Origin of the sequence: Burkholderia sp. GbtcB21, assembly GCF_019091065.1 — a bacterium.
In the GTDB taxonomy this organism is placed as follows: Bacteria; Pseudomonadota; Gammaproteobacteria; order Burkholderiales; family Burkholderiaceae; genus Burkholderia; species Burkholderia pyrrocinia_C.
The window spans coordinates 296,482-316,264 of sequence record NZ_JAGXKA010000006.1; the positions used below are offsets into that span (position 1 = coordinate 296,482).

Sequence of the window (19,783 nt, forward strand, 5' to 3'; positions counted from 1 at the left end):
GAGGTGTCACACGAACTACGGGTTCAGATTAAGGAAATTGCTCGTAACGGACAACGAATCGATTTCGATATCGATATGACGCGCCCCACCGACGCGATGCCGAGGATGTCTACCTGCGCGATCGTCCGGCTCCCCGTATACGGCCCGTCGCGCTCGCCGAGCGTCGAGCAGATGTTCGCATGGCTGGTCGAGCGTGTTCGATCACGCGCCGCCGCACGCGTAATCGCACGCCGCAAAAAAACGTCCCGCCGGCTGGCGGGACGTTCGTCACGATGCGACTGCGCGCGATGCGCAATCGATCACGGTTCGTTGCGCAGATACCCTTCCTTGCTCGGATCGCGCATCCGCCACGACACGATCAGCGAGATCGCGCACAGCACCGTCACGTACCAGTAAAAGGTTTCCTCGCTGCCGATCGACTTGAACCACAGCGCGACATACTCGGCCGAGCCGCCGAAGATCGCGTTCGCGACCGCGTACGACAGGCCGACGCCCATCGCACGCACTTCCGGCGGGAACATCTCGGCCTTGATGAGGCCGCTGATCGACGTGTAGAAGCTGACGATCGCCAGCGCGACCGTGATCAGCACGAACGCGGCCACCGGGCTCGTCACGTCCTTCAGCGCATGCATCAGCGGCACCGTGCCGATCACCGCGAACGAGCCGAACAGGATCATCGACGTGCGGCGGCCGATCTTGTCGGACAGCGCGCCGAACACCGGCTGAATCAGCATGTAGACGAGCAGCGCGACGGTCATCACGTTGCTGGCCGTCTTCGCGTGCATGCCGGCCGTGTTCACGAGGTACTTCTGCATGTACGTCGTGAACGTGTAGAAGATCAGCGAGCCGCCGGCCGTGAAGCCGACCACCGTCAGGAACGCGCCCTTGTGCCGCCACACGCCGCGGATCGTGCCGGCGTCCTTCTTGTCGCGCGACGCGCTGGTCGACGTCTCGTCGAGCGATTTCCGCAGGTACAGCGAGATCAGCGCGGCCGCCGCGCCGACGACGAACGGGATGCGCCAGCCCCACGCCTTCAGTTCGTCGGTCGACAGCGTCTGCTGCAGGATCACGAGCACGAGCAGCGCGCACAGCTGGCCGCCGATCAGCGTCACGTACTGGAACGACGCGAAGAAGCCGCGCCGGCCCTTCAGCGCGACCTCGCTCATGTAGGTCGCGCTCGTGCCGTATTCGCCGCCCACCGACAGGCCCTGGAACAGGCGCGCGACCAGCAGCAGCGCCGGCGCGAGCGCGCCGATCTGCGCATAGGTCGGCAGCACCGCGATCACGAGCGAACCGCCGCACATCATCAGCACCGAGATCATCATCGCCGCGCGGCGGCCGTGACGATCGGCGATGCGGCCGAACAGCCAGCCGCCGATCGGGCGCATCAGGAAGCCGGCCGCGAACACGCCCGCCGTATTCAGCAGTTGCGTCGTGGTGTTGCCGCTCGGGAAGAACGCCGGCGCGAAATACAGCGCGCAGAACGAGTAGATGTAGAAGTCGAACCACTCGACGAGGTTGCCCGATGAGGCGCCGACGATGGCGAACACGCGCCGCCGGGTGTCATGCGCGGACAGCGCAGCTTGGTCGGTCTGGACGTCCATGGATTGGTCTGTTCCTTTTAATGCTTTCTGGGCGAGACGGCTTGGGGGCCGCCGCGTGCGGTCGCACGTGGCACCGGTTCCGGCGGCACGGCGCTACGGGATTTTAGCGAAATGTAAAGTAACAGGCTTTCCGGGTTCGTCCGGATGTAGAAAATTTTTCTCCCGCCGCGCGTTCGTCATATGAAAACGCCAGCCCGCGGGCTGGCGTCCGATGCAAACTATTCGAAAGCGGCGCTCAGACGCGCACCTCCGGCGGCACGTAGCGGCACTCGTAGCGCTTGCGCACGGTGCCGGCCTCGTCGACGCTTTCCAGGTACACGTCGAACTGCCACAGCCGCGCCATGTGCTTGAGCACTTCGTCGCTGTCGTTCGACAGGTGGCGGTTGTCGGTCATGAAGTGACGCAGCGTGAGACTGCGGTCGCCGCGCGTGTTCACGGCCCACACCTGGATGTTCGGCTCGCGGTGATGGATGTCGTACTGCCGCGACAACGCCTGCCGCACGTACTGGTAGCCGGAATCGTCGTGGATCGCCGACACCTCGAGCGAATCGCGCATGTCGTCGTCGAGCACCGAGAAGAGCCGCATCTCGCGGATCAGGTTCGGCGACAGGTACTGTGCGATGAAGCTTTCGTCCTTGAAGTTGCGCATCGCGTAGTGCATCGCCGGCAGCCACGGCGTGCCCGCGATCTCCGGAAACCACTTGTAGTCCTCTTCCGTCGGCGCTTCGCAGATCCGCCGGATGTCGCTCATCATCGAGAAACCGAGCGCATACGGGTTGATCCCGCTGTAGTACGGCTTCGTGACGGGCGGCTGGTAGACCACGTTGCTGTGCGAATGCAGGAACTCCATCATGAAGCTGTCTTCCAGCTTGCCCTGGTTGTACAGCGTGTTCAGCAGCGTGTAGTGCCAGAACGTCGCCCAGCCTTCGTTCATCACCTGCGTCTGCCGCTGCGGGTAGAAATACTGGCCGATCTTGCGCACGATGCGGATCACTTCCCGCTCCCACGGCTCGAGCAGCGGCGCGTTCTTCTCCGCGAAATACAGCAGGTTCTCCTGCGGCTCGGGCGGATAGCGGTCTTCCTGCTCCTCCATCAGCTCGGGTTTCTTGCCCGGCAGCGTGCGCCACAGTTCGTTCACCTGCGACTGCAGGTACGCCTCGCGCTCGCGCCGCAGCGCGGCTTCCTTCGACAGCGACGGCTTCTGCGGCCGCTTGTAGCGGTCGACGCCGTAGTTCATCAGCGCATGGCACGAATCGAGCAGCTCCTCGACGCGATCGAGCCCGTAGCGCTCCTCGCATTCCGCGACGTAGTTCTTCGCATACACGAGATAGTCGATGATCGCGTGCGCGTCGGTCCACAGCCGGAACAGGTAGTTGCCCTTGAAAAACGAGTTGTGCCCGTACGCCGCGTGCGCGATCACGAGCGCCTGCATCGTCATCGTGTTCTCTTCCATCAGATACGCGATGCACGGGTTCGAATTGATGACGATTTCGTACGCGAGGCCCATCTGGCCGCGGCGGTAGCTCTTCTCGGTCGACAGGAAGTGCTTGCCGAACGACCAGTGGCGGTAGTTGACTGGCATCCCGACCGACGCATACGCGTCCATCATCTGTTCGGCGCTGATCAGTTCGAGCTGGATCGGATAGATGTCGAGCTCGTATTGTTCGGCGACCTGCGAGATGTGCGTGTCGTATTCCTCGAGCAGTTCGAACGTCCAGTCGGACGGGCACGGCAGCGGCTTGCGTTCGGCAACGTTCATACGCGCTTCCTTTTGCCCGGAACCGGGCAAGTCGGCGGCCGGCGGCGAAGGTTCGGCCTGCGCGCGTTGCTGCGATGCGGCAGGGCCGGCCGTGTCGTCGCCGGAGGGGCGCGGCTCGTAGCCGCGCGACTCGTTGTGCAGATGGCGGGTCGTCATGACGTTTCCACCTGCTTTTCGAACAATTCGCGAAATACCGGGTAAATGTCGGCAGCCGATTCCACTTTTTTCATCGCGAGATGCGGTTGCGACAGTGCCAGTTGCGCGTATTCCAGCCACAAATTCTGCTCTTCCGGCGCGACCTGGATATACGCGAAGTAACGCGTCTTCGTGAGGATATCCTCTTCCAGGATTTTGCGACACTTCGGCGAATCGTCGGTCCAGTTGTCGCCGTCGGACGCCTGCGCGCCGTAGATGTTCCATTCGGTCGGCGAGTAGCGCTCGTTCTGCACCTTGCGCATCAGTTCGAGCGCGCTCGACACGACCGTGCCGCCGCTCTCGGTCGAATGGAAGAAGGTGTCCTCGTCGACCTCCTCGGCGCGCGTATGGTGACGGATGAACACGACCTCGATGCGCTCGTAGTTGCGCTTGAGGAACAGGTAAAGCAGGATGAAGAAGCGCTTCGCGAGATCCTTGCGCTGCTCGTCCATCGAGCCCGACACGTCCATCAGGCAGAACATCACGGCCTGGCTCGACGGCTGCGGCTGCTTCACGCGGTTGATGTAGCGCAGGTCGAACGGATCGATGAACGGAATCCGCCAGATGCGCCCCTTCAGGTGATGGATCTCGGCCTCGAGCGTCGCGATTTCCGCGCGGCGGTCTTCCGGATCGCTCTTCATCGCTTCGAGCTGGGCCTCGAGTTCGCGCAGCTCGTTGACGAGCGGCGAGCCGAGCGCGATGCGCCGGCCGAGCGCGCTGCGCAGCGAGCGCACGACGTCGATGTTGTTCGGCGTGCCTTCCGCCGACCAGCCCGCGCGCACGTTCTTCCAGCTCGGCACCGTCAGCAGGTGCGTCTTCACGAGGCGCGGCAGTTCGAGATCGTCGAAGAAGTACTGCATGAACTCGTCGCGCGACAGCTCGAACACGAAGTCGTCCTGCCCTTCGCCCTCGTTGCTGGCCTGACTGCCGCCGCCGCCCGAGCCGCCCTGCGGGCGCGGGATCTTGTCGCCGCGCACGTAGTCCTCGTTGCCGGGATGCACGTATTCACGCCGCCCGCCCGGCCCGTGCCGGAAATTCGGCTCCGCGATGTCCTTGCGCGGGATCGTGATGCTCTGCGTGCTCTGGATATCCTTGATGCTACGGTCGCGCACCGCGTCGGACACGGCACGACGAATGTAGTTCTTGACGCGACGCAGGAAGCGTTCGCGGTTGGCGATGCTCTTGTTCTTGCCGGCCAGCCTGCGGTCGATGATTTGATGAAGCACTGCCGGTCTCCCGCTCGAAAGTCGATATGCCGGAACGCTCGCCGCACATGCCGTCTCCCGTCATGCGGGCGGCGTCCCTGAAAGCGCCCGTGCGGACTCGCCGCACGGGCTCGGTACCGCGCGCGTCATGACGACTTGCGCACGCGCAGGTACCAGTCGCAAAGCAGCCTCACCTGCTTCGGCGTATAGCCCTTCGCGACCATCCGGTTTACAAAGTCCTCATGCTTGCGCTGCTCTTCCGCCGAACCCTTTGCGTTGAACGAAATCACCGGCAACAGTTCCTCGGTGTTCGAGAACATCTTCTTCTCGATCACGACGCGCAACTTCTCGTAGCTCGTCCACACGGGGTTCTTGCCGGCATTCGCCGCCCGCGCACGCAACACGAAATTCACGATCTCGTTGCGGTAATCCTTCGGATTGCTGATGCCGGCCGGCTTCTCGATCTTCTCCAGCTCCGCGTTCAGCGCGGCGCGATCGAAGCTCTCGCCGGTATCGTGATCGCGGAATTCCTGATCCTGGATCCAGAAGTCGGCATACGTGACGTAGCGGTCGAAGATGTTCTGGCCGTACTCCGAATACGACTCGAGGTAGGCCGTCTGGATCTCCTTGCCGATGAAATCCGCGTAGCGCGACGCGAGCACGTCCTTCACGAAGGACAGGTACTTCTGCTCGGTTTCCGGCGGGAACTGCTCGCGTTCGATCTGCTGTTCGAGCACGTACATCAGGTGCACGGGATTGGCCGCGACCTCGCTCGAATCGAAGTTGAACACGCGCGACAGGATCTTGAACGCGAAGCGTGTCGACACGCCCGTCATCCCTTCGTCCACGCCCGCGTAGTCGCGATATTCCTGGTACGACTTCGCCTTCGGATCGGTGTCCTTCAGGTTTTCGCCGTCGTACACCTGCATCTTCGAGAACAGGCTCGAATTCTCCGGCTCGTGCAGGCGCGACAGCACCGAGAACTGCGACATCATCTTCAGCGTGCCCGGCGCGCATACGGCCTCGGCGAGCGACGAGTTGCGGATCAGCTTCTCGTAGATCTTGGTCTCTTCCGACACGCGCAAGCAGTACGGCACCTTCACGACGAAGATCCGGTCGAGCAGTGCCTCGTTGTTGCGGTTGTTGCGGAACGCCTTCCACTCCGACTCGTTCGAGTGCGCGAGGATGATCCCGTCGAACGGAATCGCGCCGAAGCCCTCGGTGCCCTTGAAGTTGCCTTCCTGCGTGGCGGTCAGCAGCGGGTGCAGCACCTTGATCGGCGCCTTGAACATTTCGACGAATTCGAGCAGGCCCTGGTTCGCGAGGCACAGGCCGCCCGAGTAGCTGTATGCGTCGGCGTCGTCCTGCGCATACTGCTCGAGCTTGCGGATGTCGACCTTGCCGACCAGCGACGAGATGTCCTGGTTGTTCTCGTCACCCGGCTCCGTCTTCGCAATGCCGATCTGCCGCAGGATCGACGGATAGCGGCGCACGACGCGGAACTGGCGGATGTCGCCGTTGTATTCGTGCAGGCGCTTGACGGCCCACGGGCTCAGGATGCTCTTCAGGTAGCGGCGCGGAATGCCGTACTGTTCCTCGAGGATCGGGCCGTCTTCGTCGTAGTCGAACAGCCCGAGCGGCGATTCGTTGACGGGCGAGCCCTTCAGCGCATAGAACGGCACGCGCTCCATCAGTTGCTTCAGACGCTCGGCGATCGACGACTTGCCGCCGCCCACCGGACCGAGCAGGTAGAGGATCTGCTTCTTCTCTTCGAGCCCTTGCGCGGCGTGGCGGAAATACGCGACCACCTGCTCGATCACTTCCTCCATTCCGTAGAACTCACGGAATGCGGGATAGACCTTGATGACCTTGTTCGCGAAGATCCGCGACAGGCGCGGCTCGTTGCGGGTATCGATGTGTTCAGGTTCCCCGATTGCTGCCAGCATGCGTTCACCAGCCGTCGCGTACGCGGATGGATCGTTCTTGCAGAGCGCGAGATACTCCTCCAGCGAGAGCTCTTCCTCTCGCATTTTTTCGAAGCGGTTCGCGAAGCTGCTGTAAATATCCATGCTACCTCCCTCGCCTGAGTCTGAAGACGTGCCTGCCTTCGTACGACTGCGCAGAAGCAAGCGCGTTCGAATTCATCCTAAACCCTTTCTAATTTTTTTTCACGAACTCTTCGTATGAAGTTCGTCATTCTCGACAACACCGCTTGGACAACGTATTTCGTCGTTTTACAATCGACCTCCCGAGCCGCAGAAACTGCATCCGTCGCGTCTCGTCGAACAACGAATCGTCTTGTGCGTTGGACACTTCCGACGTCGTCACGCCCCCCTTCATCCCTATACGTTCGAGCCGTCGTTTACGACGACACGCCGCGCGCACCGTTACAATTTTTTTGCCGTGCCCCTTACGGAGATACCCGTACGACGGATGCGGGAACACGACGCGCACCGTTGCGCGTATTGCGCGCATCCGGCGGCGCGGGCCGCGCGATGCATGCGACGATGCGTGACCGTTCACGCGCGCTGTCATATTTTGTCCGCCGCCGAAACGACGACGCCCGCATGTCGCGGGCGTCGTTCGTCACCAAATGGGGATAGATGCGCGGCACGCGCGAATCAGAAGGTCTCCCAGTCGTCGGCGCCGGCGGCGGCAGCGACCGGCGCCGCTGCGGGCGCTGCGGATGCAGCCACGGGCTTGCGCGCCGGCGGCGTCGCAGCCATGCGCTTCGGCGGTGCATCGCGATCGTCGCGCGCAGCAGCCTGTTGTGTCGGCGCCGGTGCCGGTACGGCAACCGCCGCCGCGGGTGCACGCGACGCGTGACGCGCTGCGACCGGCGCGACGGCGCCCGCGCGTGCCGCTTCGTCGTCGAGCTGGAACACCGCCGCCGTTTCGCGCAGGCGCGCGGCCTGTTCATCGAGCGACTGCGCGGCGGCCGCGGCTTCCTCGACGAGCGCCGCATTCTGCTGCGTGACCTCGTCCATCTGCGCAACGGCGCGCGCCACCTGGTCGATCCCGCCGCTCTGCTCCTCGGACGCCGCGGCGATTTCACCCATGATGTCCGTCACGCGCTGCACCGCACCGATCACGTCGCTCATCGTGCGCCCCGCTTCGTCGACCAGCGTGGAACCCGACCGGATGCGCTCCACCGACGCGTCGATCAGCGCCTTGATCTCCTTGGCCGCGGTCGACGAACGCTGGGCGAGGCTGCGCACCTCGCCCGCGACGACCGCGAAGCCGCGCCCTTCCTCGCCCGCGCGTGCGGCTTCGACGGCCGCATTCAGCGCAAGAATGTTGGTCTGGAACGCGATTCCCTCGATGATCGCGATGATGTCCGCGATCTTGGCCGAGCTGTCGTTGATCTCGCCCATCGTGCCGACCACCTGGCCGACCACCGTATTGCCCTTGTTTGCAATCTCCGACGCATTCGCGGCCAGCGCGCTTGCCTGGCGTGCATTGTCCGCGTTCTGTTTCACAGTGCCGGTCAACTGTTCCATGCTCGATGCGGTTTCCTGCAGCGCAGCGGCCTGTTCCTCGGTGCGCGACGACAGGTCGATGTTGCCGGCCGCGATCTGGCGGGCCGCGGTCGCGATCGACTCGCTGCCGCCGCGCACGGTGCGCACCGTGTCGACGAGCCCGCGCTGCATCTTCGCGAGGCCTTCGAGAAGCTGCCCCATCTCGTCGCGCCGGTGCACCACGATCGGCCGGCGCAGGTCGCCTGCGGAGATCGCGTCGAAATGCGCGAGCGCGTCCGCGATCGGGCGGCCGATCGCGCGGCTCAGCGTCAGCCACGACAGCAGCGCGGCGCCGATGCCGGCCGCGAGCGCGACGATCGACAGCACGCGCAGCGTGTCGTACACCGATTGCGCATGATCGAAGCTCGCCTTCGCGGCAGAGAACTGGAAGGCACGCAGCGCCTCGCCCGCCACCGAGAGCTCGGTGTAGTTCGCCTGGAGCTGCTTCGCGCCGTCGCCGATGCGATCGCGCTGGTCGGACCCGACGATGCTCGCGAACGCGTCGCAACTGCGTTGCAGCGCCTGCCGCTTCGCGGCGACATCCTGCGCCAGGCGATCCTCCTCCGCGTCGCGCGGCAGCGCGAGGTATTTCTGCCACCACGCGTCGGACTGCGCGCGCATCGCGCGGCTGCGCTCGATGGCCGCCGCCGAGTCAGGCGTGCCGGACAGCAGCGCCGCGCGGTCGAGCGCGAGGCGCTCGCGTGCGGCGAACATTTCCGCGACCGCCACGTCGACCGCACTCGGCATCTGGTTCGTGAAAATCTCGCGCGTCGAGTCGTTCGCACGCGTCATCCCGTACAGCCCGAGCACGCCGGTTACGCCCAGCAGCACCGCCAGAAACGCCATCGTCACACCGATGCGCGCACGAATCGTCAGGTTCCTGAAGACCATCATCCTTCCTGTGTTGCGTCGTCATGAACGGGCCGGGCCCGTTGGCTCGAAGCATTGCCTCACTCCCTCGGTGCATTTACGACCGCATGGCGCACAACTTGATGGTTTTGACGGTATTTTTTCGAATTATTTGTCTGTTTATTGCGGGCGACCGAATAATCAGCGCGAGATCCGGGCGACGACAAACTGGATCGGAGAAGGCTTTGCGCGATGCCGGCCGGGGCAGCAGGCAGGAGGTACGGCCGGCCGTCTCGTGCGACGGGCCGGCCGTGATGCGGAATCCGTGATCCAGCCCTATTCGGCCAGTTCCGCGAGCGTCGGAATCGACGGCTGCGCGCCCGCTCGCGTGACCGACAGCGCCGCCGCGCGTTGCGCGAAGCGGATGGCCGTGTCGACGTCCGCGCCGGCTGCGATCCGCGCGGAAAAGCCGCCGATGAAGGTATCGCCGGCCGCCGTCGTGTCGACGGCCTGCACGGCCGGCGCCGGATAGTGCCGCGCGACGCCGTCGGCCGTCAGCGCGAGCACGCCGCGCGCACCGAGCGTGACCAGCACGTTGCGCGCGCCGCCGGCCTGCAGCGCACGCGCGGCGGCTTCGGCACCGGCCGGATCGCGTACCGGCAGCGCGGTCAGCGCGGCGGCCTCGACCTCGTTCGGGATCAGGTAATCGACGAGCGGCAGCCAGCCGTCCGGCAGCGGCGCGACGGCCGGGGCCGGATTGAGCACCACCGTGCGGCCGAGCCGCCGCCCGGCCAACAGCGCCGCGAACACCGCGTCGGGCGGCGTCTCGAGCTGGCAAATCAGTACGTCGGCCGACGCCAGCGCGGCTTCGTGCCGTGCGATCGTATCGGTCGTGACCTCGCCGTTGCCGCCCGCGACGATCACGATCGCGTTCTGGCTCGCATCGTCGACGACAATCAGCGCGACGCCGGTCGACGCCGACGCGCTCGTCGCGAGCCCCGTGCAGTCGATGCCCTCGGCTTCGAGGCCGGCGCGCAGTGCCGCGCCGTGCGCATCCGCGCCGACGCAGCCGATCATCGCGACCTGCGCGCCGAGCCGGGCGGCGGCAACGGCCTGGTTGCCGCCCTTGCCGCCCGCCGCCTGCGCGAACGCGTGCCCGGCGAGCGTTTCGCCCGGCAGCGGCAGCCGCGGCGCACGCACGACGAGATCCATGTTCAGGCTGCCGACCACCGTCACGCGGCCGGCACCCGCGGCGTGCGTCGTCATGCGCGACCGCCCGATGCGGCCGGTTCGCGGTAGATCGCCGTCGATTCGCGCAGCACGAGGCGCGGCGACACGACGCGACGGCGGCTCGGCACGGCCGTCGAGCCGCCGCCGATCCGCTCGATCAGCGTCTGCGCGGCCATTTCGCCGAGCGCGCGCACCGACTGGCCGACCGTCGACAACGCCGGATACGTGTAGCGGGAAAATTCGATGTCGTCGAAACCGATGATCGAGCAGTCGTCGGGCACGCGCAGCCCGCGCTCGGCCGCCGCGCGCAGCGCGCCGACGCCCATCAGGTCGTTGCCCGCGAAGATCGCGCTCGGCCGCACCGATTCGAACAGCCGCGACGCCGCGTGATAACCGCCGAGGCACGAGAAATCGCTTTCCGCGATCGCGCCCGGCACGATGTCGACCCCGCGCTCGGCCATCGCGCGGATGAAGCCGTGCACGCGCATCGCGCTGACGGCCGTGTCGGTCGGCCCGGTGATGCAGCCGATCTTCGCGTGCCCGAGTTCGAGCAGGTGGCGCGTCGCCAGGTACGCGCCGCGTTCGTGGTCGATCTGCACGAGATCGGCCGCGAGCCCCTCGATGTTGCGGTCGACGACGACGAGCGGCGCATGCGTGTCCGCGAGCGTCTGCGCCAGCACCGCATCCTCGCCCGCCGATGCGACGATCAGCCCGTCGATGCGCTTTTCCTGCAGCACGCGCAGGTAGTTGCGCTGCTTCACGGGATCGTCGTCCGAGTTGCAGAAGAACACGCAATAGCCGTTGGCCGCGCACTGATCCTCGATGCCGCGCGCAAGCTCCGCGAAGTACGGATTCGTGCTGTTCGGCACGACGAGGCCGATGGTCGCCGTCGCCCGCGCCTTCAGCGAGCGCGCCACGGCCGATGGCACGTAGTTCAGCTCGCGGATTGCGCCCTCGACCTTCGCACGCACATCCGCGGACACCGGCCGCGAATTGTTCACCACGTGCGAGACGGTCGTAAACGACACGCCCGCCATGGCCGCCACATCCTTGATCGTCGCCATTTCCCGTTTCTCTCTGGTCTGTTCTGTCTGTCTTTCTATCGCGCGCGTGCACGCCGGCTGCGATAGGTATCGAGCACGACCGCCACCACGATCACCGCGCCAGTGATGATCCGTTTCGTCGGCTCGTTCGCGCCGATCTGCGCCAGCCCCGCGGCCAGCACGGAGATGATCAACACGCCGAAAAACGTGCTGATCACCGAGCCGCGCCCGCCCATCAGGCTCGTGCCGCCGATCACGACAGCCGCGATCACCTGCAGTTCGAGGCCCACGCCCGCGTTCGGATCGGCCGCCTCGAGCCGCGAAATCTGGAACAGCGATGCGAGCCCCGCGAGCGCGCCCATCAATGCGAATACGAGGATTTTATACGGCCTCGGGTTAACCCCGGCAAGTCGGACGGCTTCCTCGTTCGTGCCGATCCCGACGAGATAGCGTCCGAACACGGTGCGCGTGAGCACGAACTGGGCTGCGATCATCACCGCGACCGCGATCAGGAATGCCGGCGAGATGCCGAGCGCGATCGGGTTCGACAGGAAATCGAACGCGTCGCCGATATAGGCCGTGCGCGAATTCGTCAGCTGATAGGCGAGGCCCCGCGCGGCCTCCAGCACGCCGAGCGACACGATGAACGACGGGATCCGCCAGCCGACCGTGACCGCGCCCGTCAGCGCGCCCGTGACGGTTGCGACCGCGATCCCGATCAACGCGGCCGGCAGCGGCCCCCACTGCCATTTCAGCGCGGCGACGCTGACCATCGACGCGGCGAGCGCAAGCACCGAGCCGACCGACAGGTCGATCCCGGCGATGATCAGCACGAAGGTCATCCCGACCGACATCACGACGAGATCGGGAATCTGGTTCGCGATCGTGCTGAACGTGTCGTAGGTCAGGAAATGCGAACTCAGCGCCGAAAACAGCGCGATCATCGCGGCCAGCGCGCCGGCGAGCCCGAGATAGTTCGACAGGCCGAGCCGCGTGCCGGACAGCGTGCGCGCGCGGCGCCCCGTCACGTCCTGCTGCGCGCCTGCGTCGGTCGGGGATACGGGAGGCTGGGTCATTGCTGTCGTCCTGTCGTCGAAGTGCCGGGAGCGGCGCCCTGCGCCGGCCCCGCGTCCGGATGCTGCGCGCCGCCCGGCGGCGCTTCGCGGCCGAAGCCGGCGAACGCCGCGGCCAGCAGCGCATCCTGGGTCCAGTTGCCGCGCTCGAACACGGCGGTCATGCGCCCGGCCGACATCACGCCGATCCGGTCGCAGATCAGCATCAGCTCGCGCAGGTCGCTCGACACGACGACGAGCGCGCGGCCTTCGCGCGCGAGCGCGCCCATCAAAGTGTAGATCTCGAATTTGGCACCGACGTCGATCCCGCGCGTCGGCTCGTCGAACAGCAGCACGCCCATGTCGCGCGCGAGCCAGCGGCCGATCACGACCTTCTGCTGGTTGCCGCCCGAGAGCTCGCCGACCGCCTGCGCCGCACCGTGCGTGCGGATCCGCAGCGCGTCGATCTGCCGCTCGGCGAGCGCCGTTTCGCGCGCGGTGTCGACGATGCCGCCGCGCGCGAGCCGGTCGAGCTGGCCGAGCGACACGTTCGCGGTGACCGACTGCGACAGCAGCAGCCCTTCACCCTTGCGATCCTCGGTAATCAGTGCGATGCCATGCTTCACCGCGTCGACCGGCGAACCGATCCGCGCCGGTTTCAGCGGCTGGCCGACCGCGATCATCCCGGCATCGGGCGTATCGGCGCCGTAGATCAGCCGCAACAATTCGGTGCGCCCCGCGCCGATCAGCCCCGAAATGCCGAAGATCTCGCCCGCGCGCACCTCGAGCGACACGTCCCGCACGGCCGACCCGCGCGTGAGGCCCGACACGACAAGCCGCGGTGCGCCGATATGGCGTTCGCCGAGATCGATGTGCTCGCCGACCTCGCGCCCGACCATCAGCGTGACGAGCCGGTCGGACGTCGTCGCCGCCATGTCGCCCGCATGCACGAGCCGGCCGTCGCGCAGCACCGCGACACGCTCGGCGACGCGCGCGAGTTCCTCGAGCCGATGCGAGATGTAGACGATCGCGACGCCGCGCGCCTTCAGCCGGTCGATCTGCTCGAACAGCAGCGCGACTTCACGTGCGGTCAGCATCGCGGTGGGCTCGTCGAGGATCAGCACGCGGCAGTCGCCGATCAGGTTGCGCGCGATTTCGACCATCTGTTGATGGCCGATGCCGAGCGCGCCGACGGGCGTATCGGGATCGACCATGTCGAGCCCGACCTGCGCCATCGCGGCGCGCGCGTCGTCGCGCAGCCGCGCGCGGTCGATGATCCCGAAGCGCCGCGGCAGGCGGTTCAGGAACAGGTTTTCGGCAACCGTCAGCGTAGGCAGCAGGTTCAGCTCCTGCATCACCATGCGCACGCCGAGCGCCTCGGCCTGCGTGCGGCTCGCCGGCGCATACGCCTGGCCGCCGAGCTGCATCGTGCCGGCGGTCGGTTCGACGAGCCCGCCGATGATCTTCGACAGCGTGCTCTTGCCGGCGCCGTTCTCGCCCGTCAACGCGAGCGCCTGGCCCGCCGCGAGCGTCAGCGTGACGTCGGCGAGCACGGGTTCGGCATAGGTCTTGCCGATGCCGGAGACGGACAGCACCGGAGCGGCTGAACGGGAGGGTTGGAAGGTCGGTTCCATCGCGATCCTGGTTGCGGCCGCGCGCACGCGGCGCGCGGGTGTGACGCTCACTAGTGCATGGGCATGCAGTGGCCGTGATCGCGCTCACACCGGATAACGGCCGCCGCGCCCGATTCTTGAGGGCGGCGGCCGCACCGGCGCGGCGTCACTTCGTCACGAGATCCACCGGCGTCTCGACCACGCCGGACATGTCGGCCTGCTTGCGATGCTCGGCGATCGCCTTGAGTGCCGTGTCGATGCCGAACACGGCCTGCTTCGCCGCGTACTGATCGGCGGTCGCGAGCACGCGGCCGTCCTTCAGCATCGGCTTGATCGCGTTGATGTTGTCGTAGCCGACCACGGCCACCTTGCCCTGCTTGCCGGCCGCGCGCACGGCCGACACGGCGCCGATCGCCATGTTGTCGTTGCCGCACAGCAGCGCCTTCAGGTTCGGGTATTCGTTGAGCATCGCGGCGGCCACCGCATTGCCCTTGTCGATCTCCCATTCGCCGGACTGTACCGACACGACCTTCATCCCGCCCGCCTTCATCGCGTCCTCGAAGCCGGCCGTGCGCTGCTGCGCATTGGTCGTCGTCGACACGCCTTCGACGATGCCGACCTGGTCGCCCGCCTTCAGCTTCTTCGCGAGGTAGTCGCCGATCTTGCGCGCGCCCTTGCGGTTGTCGGGGCCGACGAACGGCACGTTCAGGTTCTTCGACTTCAGTACGTCGGGATCGAGCCGGTTGTCGATGTTCACGACGATGACACCCGCGTCGACGGCCTTCTTCACGACCGGCACGAGCGCCTTCGAATCGGCCGGCGCGAGCACGATCGCGTCGACCTTCGACACGATCATCTGCTCGACGATGCGGATCTGGTTCGCGGTGTCGGTCTCGTCCTTGATGCCATTGGTGATCAGGTCGAACTGATTCGCGTTGTGTTTCTGGTATTCCTTCGCGCCGGTTTCCATGGTCAGGAAGAACTCGTTGGCGAGCGACTTCATCACGAGCGCGACCTTCGGCTTGGCCGCAGATTGCGCGTGGACGGCCGGGGCGGCGGCGACCGCGACGGCGGCGAGCGCGGCGGTCAGGAAGCGACGGCGAAAGCGGACATTCATACACATCTCCTGGCGACTGGCCCGAAGGGCCGGACTGTTGTTTTAATGTAAGCAAACGTTTGCGCCACACTACCCGGACAATGGCCATCGATGCTGCTGTCGGTACCACGGAATGGAAGCGAGGCAGACGGCCGACTGCCTGGCGCGTGTTGTTGTTTACGCGCCGCCGCCGGCTGGAAGCCGGCGGAGTGGAGGCTATGCTGTACCGATTCGCTTCGGCGCGCAACCTGTCTGATCAATATTTAAGGGTTTTTTCGGAGTGCGCGATCGTGCGTCGCGACGCGCAAAAACCACACTTGCGCAGGCCGCCGCGCGTCACGCAGGGTCCTGCGGCACCGGCTCGTCTTCATCGGCCGATCGCGGCTCGCCGAAGCGGTTCGCATGCGGCGTGCCGGCGATGAAGCCGTTCATCGCGAACTACGCGATCGCGCCGACGATCGGCACGAAGAGCAGCATCCACACCACGACTTGTCGATGTCGTGCAGCCGCTTCACGGTGACGGCACGTTCGCCGCTGCGCATCGCCTCCGGCGAGCGCATGCCGCGCCGCCCGCGGCAACCGCCCGGACGGCGCGCGAAGCGCTGCCGTCAGACGGCTTCGCGCAACATCCCCGCGATTTCCGCTTCGTTCAGGTGCGGCGCGAACATCTCGATCAGCCGGTACGCATACGCGCGCAGGAACGCGCCCTTGCGCAGCCCGACCCGCGTCGTGCTCGCCTCGAACAGGTGCTGTGTATCGAGCGCGACGAGGCCCGTGTCGCGCTGCGGATCGTAAGCCATCGCCGCGACGACGCCGATCCCCATCCCGAGCTCGACATAGGTCTTGATCACGTCCGCGTCGATCGCGGTCAGCACGACGTCGGGCACGGCGCCTGCCTGCGCGAACGCCTGGTCGATGTGCGAGCGGCCCGTGAAATCCTGGTCGTACGTGATGATCGGGTACTCGGCGATTTCGTCGAGCGTCAGGTTCTCGCGGCCGACGAGCGGATGGCCCTTCGGCACGACGACCGTGTGGTGCCACGAATAGCACGGGAACGTGACGATGTCCGGATAGCGGTCGAGCGCCTCGGTCGAGATGCCGAGATCGGCCTCGCCGTTCAGGATCATCTGCGCGATCTGCTGCGGGCTGCCCTGACGCAGCGCGAGATGCACCTTCGGGAACACGTCGGTGAACTGCCGGATCACCTTCGGCAGCGCGTAGCGCGCCTGCGTGTGCGTGGTCGCGACGACGAGGTGGCCGCTGTCCTGGTCCGCGAACTGGCGTGCGACGCGGCGCAGGTTCTCGGCGTCGAGCAGCATCCGCTCGATCAACTGGTGCACGGCCTTGCCCGGCTCCGTGAGGCCCGTCAGCCGCTTGCCGCGCCGAATGAAGATGTCGACGCCCAGCTCATCCTCGAGATCCTTGATCTGTTTCGACACGCCCGACTGCGACGTGTACAGCACGTTCGCGACTTCCGTCAGGTTCATGTTCTGGCGCACCGCTTCGCGCACGAACCGCAATTGCTGAAAATTCATGGGTATGCCTCTTAGGCTGTCGTTGTTTGATTGTCGAATCGGAGCGAATTCCGCCCCCTGCCCTGCATTCTCGCCTCAACGCGCGGGAAACACGCGCACCGCGCGCGGCACGGCCGTCGCACCGTCGCCGACCTGCAGCGAGAGCGCACGCCATGCATCGCGATCGAGTTCCGCCTCGAGTGCGCCGCCCGCGCGCGCCTCGAGCTCGACGCGCACCGAGCCGCCCAGCGGGATCACGCGGCGCACGTCCACGGCGATGCCGTCCCGGTGCCCTTCGCCCGCCGGCCAAAGCTGCAGGTCGTGCGGCCGCACGTATGCGTTCGCGGGGCCCGCGAAGTCGGCGTCCACCTCGATCGGTGCAGCGGCGCCCTCGGCGACGAAGCCGCGCCCGGCGACCGTGCCCGGCAGCCGGTTCGCCGCGCCGAGGAACTCGTACACGAACGCGCTCCGCGGATGGTCGTAGACGTCTTGCGGGCTGCCGACCTGCTCGACGTGGCCGCGGTTCAGCACGACGATTCGATCGGCCACCTCCAGCGCCTCCTCCTGGTCGTGCGTGACGAAGATCGTCGAGATGTGCAGGTCGTCGTGCAGACGGCGCAGCCAGCCGCGCAGCTCCTTGCGGACCTTCGCGTCGAGCGCGCCGAACGGTTCGTCGAGCAGCAGCACCTTCGGCTCGACCGCGAGCGCACGGGCCAGCGCGATGCGCTGGCGCTGGCCGCCCGACAGCTCGGACGGATAGCGCTGCGCGAGCCAGTCGAGCTGCACGAGCTTCAGCAGCTCGTGCACCTTGTCGCGAATCGCGGCTTCCGACGGCCGCTCGCGGCGCGGCTTCACGCGCAGCCCGAACGCGACGTTCTCGAACACCGTCATGTGGCGGAACAGCGCGTAATGCTGGAACACGAAACCGACCTGACGGTCGCGCGCGCCGACCGACGCGACGTCGAGCCCCTGCAGCACGACCTGGCCGGCGTCCGCGTGCTCGAGGCCCGCGATCACGCGCAGCAGCGTGGTCTTGCCGCAGCCGGACGGCCCGAGCAGCGCGACCAGCTCGCCGGGCGGGAAGTCGAGCGACACGTTGTCGAGCGCCGTGAAATCGCCGAAGCGTTTCTGAAGGTTACTGACGGTGATACCCATTCTGGTTGCCTCTTTACGATTTCGACGAAACGGCGGCGACAGGGCCGGCATGTGCAGGAACGGCGTCGCGCGCGCCGGCCAGTTCGGCGGCGAGATGACGCTCGGCGAGCAGCTTCAGCGCGAGCGTGACGAGCGCGAGCAGCGCCAGCACCGACGCCACCGCGAACGCCGCCGCGAAGTTGTATTCGTTGTACAGAATCTCGACGTGCAGCGGCATCGTGTCGGTCACGCCGCGGATGTGGCCCGACACGACCGACACCGCGCCGAATTCGCCCATCGCGCGCGCGTTGCACAGGATCACGCCGTACAGCAGGCCCCACCGCACGTTCGGCAGCGTCACGCGGCGAAAGATCTGCCAGCCCGACGCGCCGAGCACGCGCGCGGCTTCTTCCTCGTCGGTGCCCTGCGCCTGCATCAGCGGAATCAGCTCGCGCGCGACGAACGGGAACGTGACGAAGATCGTCGCGAGCACGATGCCCGGCACCGCGAAGATGATCTGCACGTCGTGATCCTGCAGCCACGGCCCGAGCCAGCCCTGCGCGCCGAACAGCAGCACGTACACGAGGCCCGAGATCACCGGCGACACGGAGAACGGCAGGTCGATCAGCGTCGTCAGCAGCGCCTTGCCGCGGAATTCGAACTTCGCGATCGCCCACGATGCGCACACGCCGAACACGAGGTTCAGCGGCACCGCGATCGCGGCGACGATCAGCGTCAGCTTGATCGCCGCCCATGCGTCGGGATCGGCCAGCGATTCGAGATAGAAGCCGACGCCCTTTCTCAGCGCCTCGACGAACACCGCGGCGAGCGGCACGACGAGGAAGAACGCGAGGAATACCAGCGCGATGCCCGTGAGCAGCCAGCGCACGACGCGCGACTCGCTGACGGGGTCGAGCCGTTTCGCGGCGCGCCCTTGCGCGGCCGACGGCGAGGTTTTCAGCACGACGGTGGCCTCCTGGCTCATTGCTGGCCTCCTGCTGCGGTTGCGGTGACAATCGCGGGCGCGGGGCCGCTTGCGCCCTTGCTCGTGCGGCGCTGCAGATACCATTGCAGCGTGTTGATCAGCAGCAGCATCAGGAACGACACGACCAGCATCACGACCGCGAGCGCGGTCGCGCCCGCGTAGTCGTATTGCTCGAGCTTCGTGATGATGAGCAGCGACGTGATCTCGGATTTCATCGGCACGTTGCCGGCGATGAAGATCACCGACCCGTATTCGCCGAGCGCGCGCGCGAACGACAGCGCGAAACCGGTCAGGAGCGCCGGCAGCACGGCCGGCAGCACGACGCGGCGGAACGTCAGCCAGCGCGACGCGCCGAGGCACGCGGCGGCCTCTTCCTGCTCGCGCTCGAAATCCTCGAGCACCGGCTGCACGGTGCGCACGACGAACGGCAGCCCGATGAAGGTCAGCGCGACCAGCACGCCGGCCGGCGTGAACGCGATCTTGATGCCGAGCGGCGCGAGATACTGGCCGACCCAGCCGTTGGTCGCGTAAACGGCCGCAAGCGAGATGCCGGCGACCGACGTCGGCAGCGCGAACGGCAGGTCGACGATCGCATCGACGAGGCGCTTGAACGGGAACGTGTAGCGCACGAGCACCCACGCGACGAGGAAGCCGAACACGGCGTTGATCAGCGCGCCGCCGAGCGCGGCCGAGAACGTCAGCCGGTACGACGCGAGCACGCGCGGCGACGTGACGGCGGTGACGAACTGGTCCCACGACAGCGTCGCGGTCTTCAGGAACGTGGCGGCGAGCGGAATCAGCACCACGAGGCTCAAATAGGCCACCGTGATGCCTAGCGTCACGCCGAAACCGGGCAGCGCGCTCGGCTTGCGAAAGGTGTACGTCGTCATCGGATGCTCTTGCTGGGTCGATGCTGCTCATGGGCCCGACGCAAACGCCGGCGCGATGAATTGCGCCGGCGGCCCGTCGGGGATGCGGCGCGCTGT

Annotated in this window: 14 protein-coding genes; all 14 read right to left on the reverse strand. The window is 66.4% G+C overall.

Annotated features, from left to right (window positions below; translation table 11 throughout):
• Positions 1–299: 299 nt before the first annotated feature.
• On the reverse strand, positions 300–1,604 hold the full coding sequence (locus KVT39_RS16900) for an MFS family transporter (protein WP_034184126.1): 1,305 nt from the start codon (positions 1,602–1,604) through the stop codon (positions 300–302).
• Positions 1,605–1,839: 235 nt separating this feature from the next.
• Entirely contained in the window at positions 1,840–3,519 is a 1,680-nt protein-coding gene (locus tag KVT39_RS16905) for a SpoVR family protein (protein WP_034184125.1), read from the reverse strand.
• A complete protein-coding gene (locus KVT39_RS16910; protein ID WP_034184124.1) occupies positions 3,516–4,784 on the reverse strand; it encodes a YeaH/YhbH family protein in 1,269 nt (422 codons plus the stop codon). The genes KVT39_RS16905 and KVT39_RS16910 overlap by 4 nt, the downstream gene beginning before the upstream one ends.
• Before the next feature lie 125 nt (positions 4,785–4,909).
• A complete protein-coding gene (locus tag KVT39_RS16915; protein WP_034184123.1) occupies positions 4,910–6,832 on the reverse strand; it encodes a PrkA family serine protein kinase in 1,923 nt (640 codons plus the stop codon).
• Positions 6,833–7,384: 552 nt separating this feature from the next.
• Positions 7,385–9,172: a methyl-accepting chemotaxis protein gene (locus tag KVT39_RS16920; protein WP_217589850.1), complete on the reverse strand. Its 1,788-nt coding sequence runs from the start codon at positions 9,170–9,172 to the stop codon at positions 7,385–7,387.
• A gap of 294 nt (positions 9,173–9,466) precedes the next feature.
• Positions 9,467–10,396, reverse strand: coding sequence for a ribokinase (rbsK, locus tag KVT39_RS16925; RefSeq protein ID WP_217589704.1), 930 nt, complete (start codon positions 10,394–10,396; stop codon positions 9,467–9,469).
• Complete coding sequence (locus tag KVT39_RS16930) at positions 10,393–11,424, reverse strand: LacI family DNA-binding transcriptional regulator (protein WP_034184120.1); 1,032 nt, start codon at positions 11,422–11,424, stop codon at positions 10,393–10,395. Before KVT39_RS16930 ends, rbsK begins: the two co-directional genes overlap by 4 nt.
• Before the next feature lie 35 nt (positions 11,425–11,459).
• Positions 11,460–12,479, reverse strand: a complete 1,020-nt coding sequence (locus KVT39_RS16935; RefSeq protein WP_034184119.1) for an ABC transporter permease — start codon at positions 12,477–12,479, stop codon at positions 11,460–11,462.
• A complete protein-coding gene (locus KVT39_RS16940; RefSeq protein WP_034184118.1) occupies positions 12,476–14,089 on the reverse strand; it encodes a sugar ABC transporter ATP-binding protein in 1,614 nt (537 codons plus the stop codon). Before KVT39_RS16940 ends, KVT39_RS16935 begins: the two co-directional genes overlap by 4 nt.
• Positions 14,090–14,234: 145 nt before the next feature.
• Positions 14,235–15,185: a sugar ABC transporter substrate-binding protein gene (locus KVT39_RS16945; RefSeq protein WP_034184117.1), complete on the reverse strand. Its 951-nt coding sequence runs from the start codon at positions 15,183–15,185 to the stop codon at positions 14,235–14,237.
• A gap of 587 nt (positions 15,186–15,772) precedes the next feature.
• A complete protein-coding gene (locus KVT39_RS16950; protein ID WP_034184116.1) occupies positions 15,773–16,699 on the reverse strand; it encodes a CysB family HTH-type transcriptional regulator in 927 nt (308 codons plus the stop codon).
• A gap of 75 nt (positions 16,700–16,774) precedes the next feature.
• On the reverse strand, positions 16,775–17,833 hold the full coding sequence (locus KVT39_RS16955) for a sulfate/molybdate ABC transporter ATP-binding protein (protein ID WP_034184115.1): 1,059 nt from the start codon (positions 17,831–17,833) through the stop codon (positions 16,775–16,777).
• Positions 17,834–17,846: 13 nt separating this feature from the next.
• Positions 17,847–18,797 (reverse strand): sulfate ABC transporter permease subunit CysW, encoded by a 951-nt coding sequence (gene cysW / locus KVT39_RS16960; protein ID WP_034184114.1) that lies wholly within the window; start codon positions 18,795–18,797, stop codon positions 17,847–17,849.
• Entirely contained in the window at positions 18,794–19,687 is an 894-nt protein-coding gene (gene cysT / locus KVT39_RS16965) for a sulfate ABC transporter permease subunit CysT (RefSeq protein WP_105393109.1), read from the reverse strand. Before cysT ends, cysW begins: the two co-directional genes overlap by 4 nt.
• Between the last annotated feature and the right edge of the window lie 96 nt (positions 19,688–19,783).

Excerpts from the sequence above, each read along its gene's own strand:
- KVT39_RS16900 (WP_034184126.1), bottom strand. The coding sequence starts at position 1,604 with ATGGACGTCCAGACCGACCAAGCTGCGCTGTCCGCGCATGACACCCGG.
- KVT39_RS16905 (WP_034184125.1), bottom strand. The coding sequence starts at position 3,519 with ATGACGACCCGCCATCTGCACAACGAGTCGCGCGGCTACGAGCCGCGC.
- KVT39_RS16915 (WP_034184123.1), bottom strand. The coding sequence starts at position 6,832 with ATGGATATTTACAGCAGCTTCGCGAACCGCTTCGAAAAAATGCGAGAG.
- KVT39_RS16920 (WP_217589850.1), bottom strand. The coding sequence starts at position 9,172 with ATGGTCTTCAGGAACCTGACGATTCGTGCGCGCATCGGTGTGACGATG.
- rbsK (WP_217589704.1), bottom strand. The coding sequence starts at position 10,396 with ATGACGACGCACGCCGCGGGTGCCGGCCGCGTGACGGTGGTCGGCAGC.
- KVT39_RS16930 (WP_034184120.1), bottom strand. The coding sequence starts at position 11,424 with ATGGCGACGATCAAGGATGTGGCGGCCATGGCGGGCGTGTCGTTTACG.
- KVT39_RS16935 (WP_034184119.1), bottom strand. The coding sequence starts at position 12,479 with ATGACCCAGCCTCCCGTATCCCCGACCGACGCAGGCGCGCAGCAGGAC.
- KVT39_RS16940 (WP_034184118.1), bottom strand. The coding sequence starts at position 14,089 with ATGGAACCGACCTTCCAACCCTCCCGTTCAGCCGCTCCGGTGCTGTCC.
- KVT39_RS16945 (WP_034184117.1), bottom strand. The coding sequence starts at position 15,185 with ATGAATGTCCGCTTTCGCCGTCGCTTCCTGACCGCCGCGCTCGCCGCC.
- KVT39_RS16950 (WP_034184116.1), bottom strand. The coding sequence starts at position 16,699 with ATGAATTTTCAGCAATTGCGGTTCGTGCGCGAAGCGGTGCGCCAGAAC.
- KVT39_RS16955 (WP_034184115.1), bottom strand. The coding sequence starts at position 17,833 with ATGGGTATCACCGTCAGTAACCTTCAGAAACGCTTCGGCGATTTCACG.
- cysW (WP_034184114.1), bottom strand. The coding sequence starts at position 18,797 with ATGAGCCAGGAGGCCACCGTCGTGCTGAAAACCTCGCCGTCGGCCGCG.
- cysT (WP_105393109.1), bottom strand. The coding sequence starts at position 19,687 with ATGACGACGTACACCTTTCGCAAGCCGAGCGCGCTGCCCGGTTTCGGC.